This window comes from Endothiovibrio diazotrophicus (genome assembly GCF_054657215.1).
The window spans coordinates 1-319 of record NZ_BAAHXB010000347.1; the positions used below are offsets into that span (position 1 = coordinate 1).

The 319-nt window shown below is 67.7% G+C and carries 1 pseudogene; it reads left to right on the forward strand.

What is annotated here, in order from left to right:
* Positions 1-315 (forward strand): annotated as a pseudogene (locus tag ACYQ2W_RS26760) (hypothetical protein); the annotation flags it as partial.
* Between the last annotated feature and the right edge of the window lie 4 nt (positions 316-319).

Genomic DNA, 319 nt, shown 5'->3' on the forward strand with positions numbered 1-319 from the left:
GCGCTGTGCCGCCAGTTGCGCAATACCGATCCGCAGCAATACAAGGACAAGCTGCGCGGAGTCAAACGCCATCTCACCCGGCTCCGCGCGCTGCCGGAACAGGAACTGCTCTACTTGGCGGAGAAGGAGGGGCTCAAGGTCGGCACGTTGCTCGACTATCTGAGCGCCTGGGAGGCGAACCCCGAGAGGATGGCGCGGCGGGAGCGGGAAGCCCCCTCCCCTGGCGAGGCCACGGCATCGGCCACCGGCGAACTCGGTCGCTATCGCAGCCTGACCCGCCCCGGCACGGAGGAGGCTGGCCATGGGCTCCATTGAACGT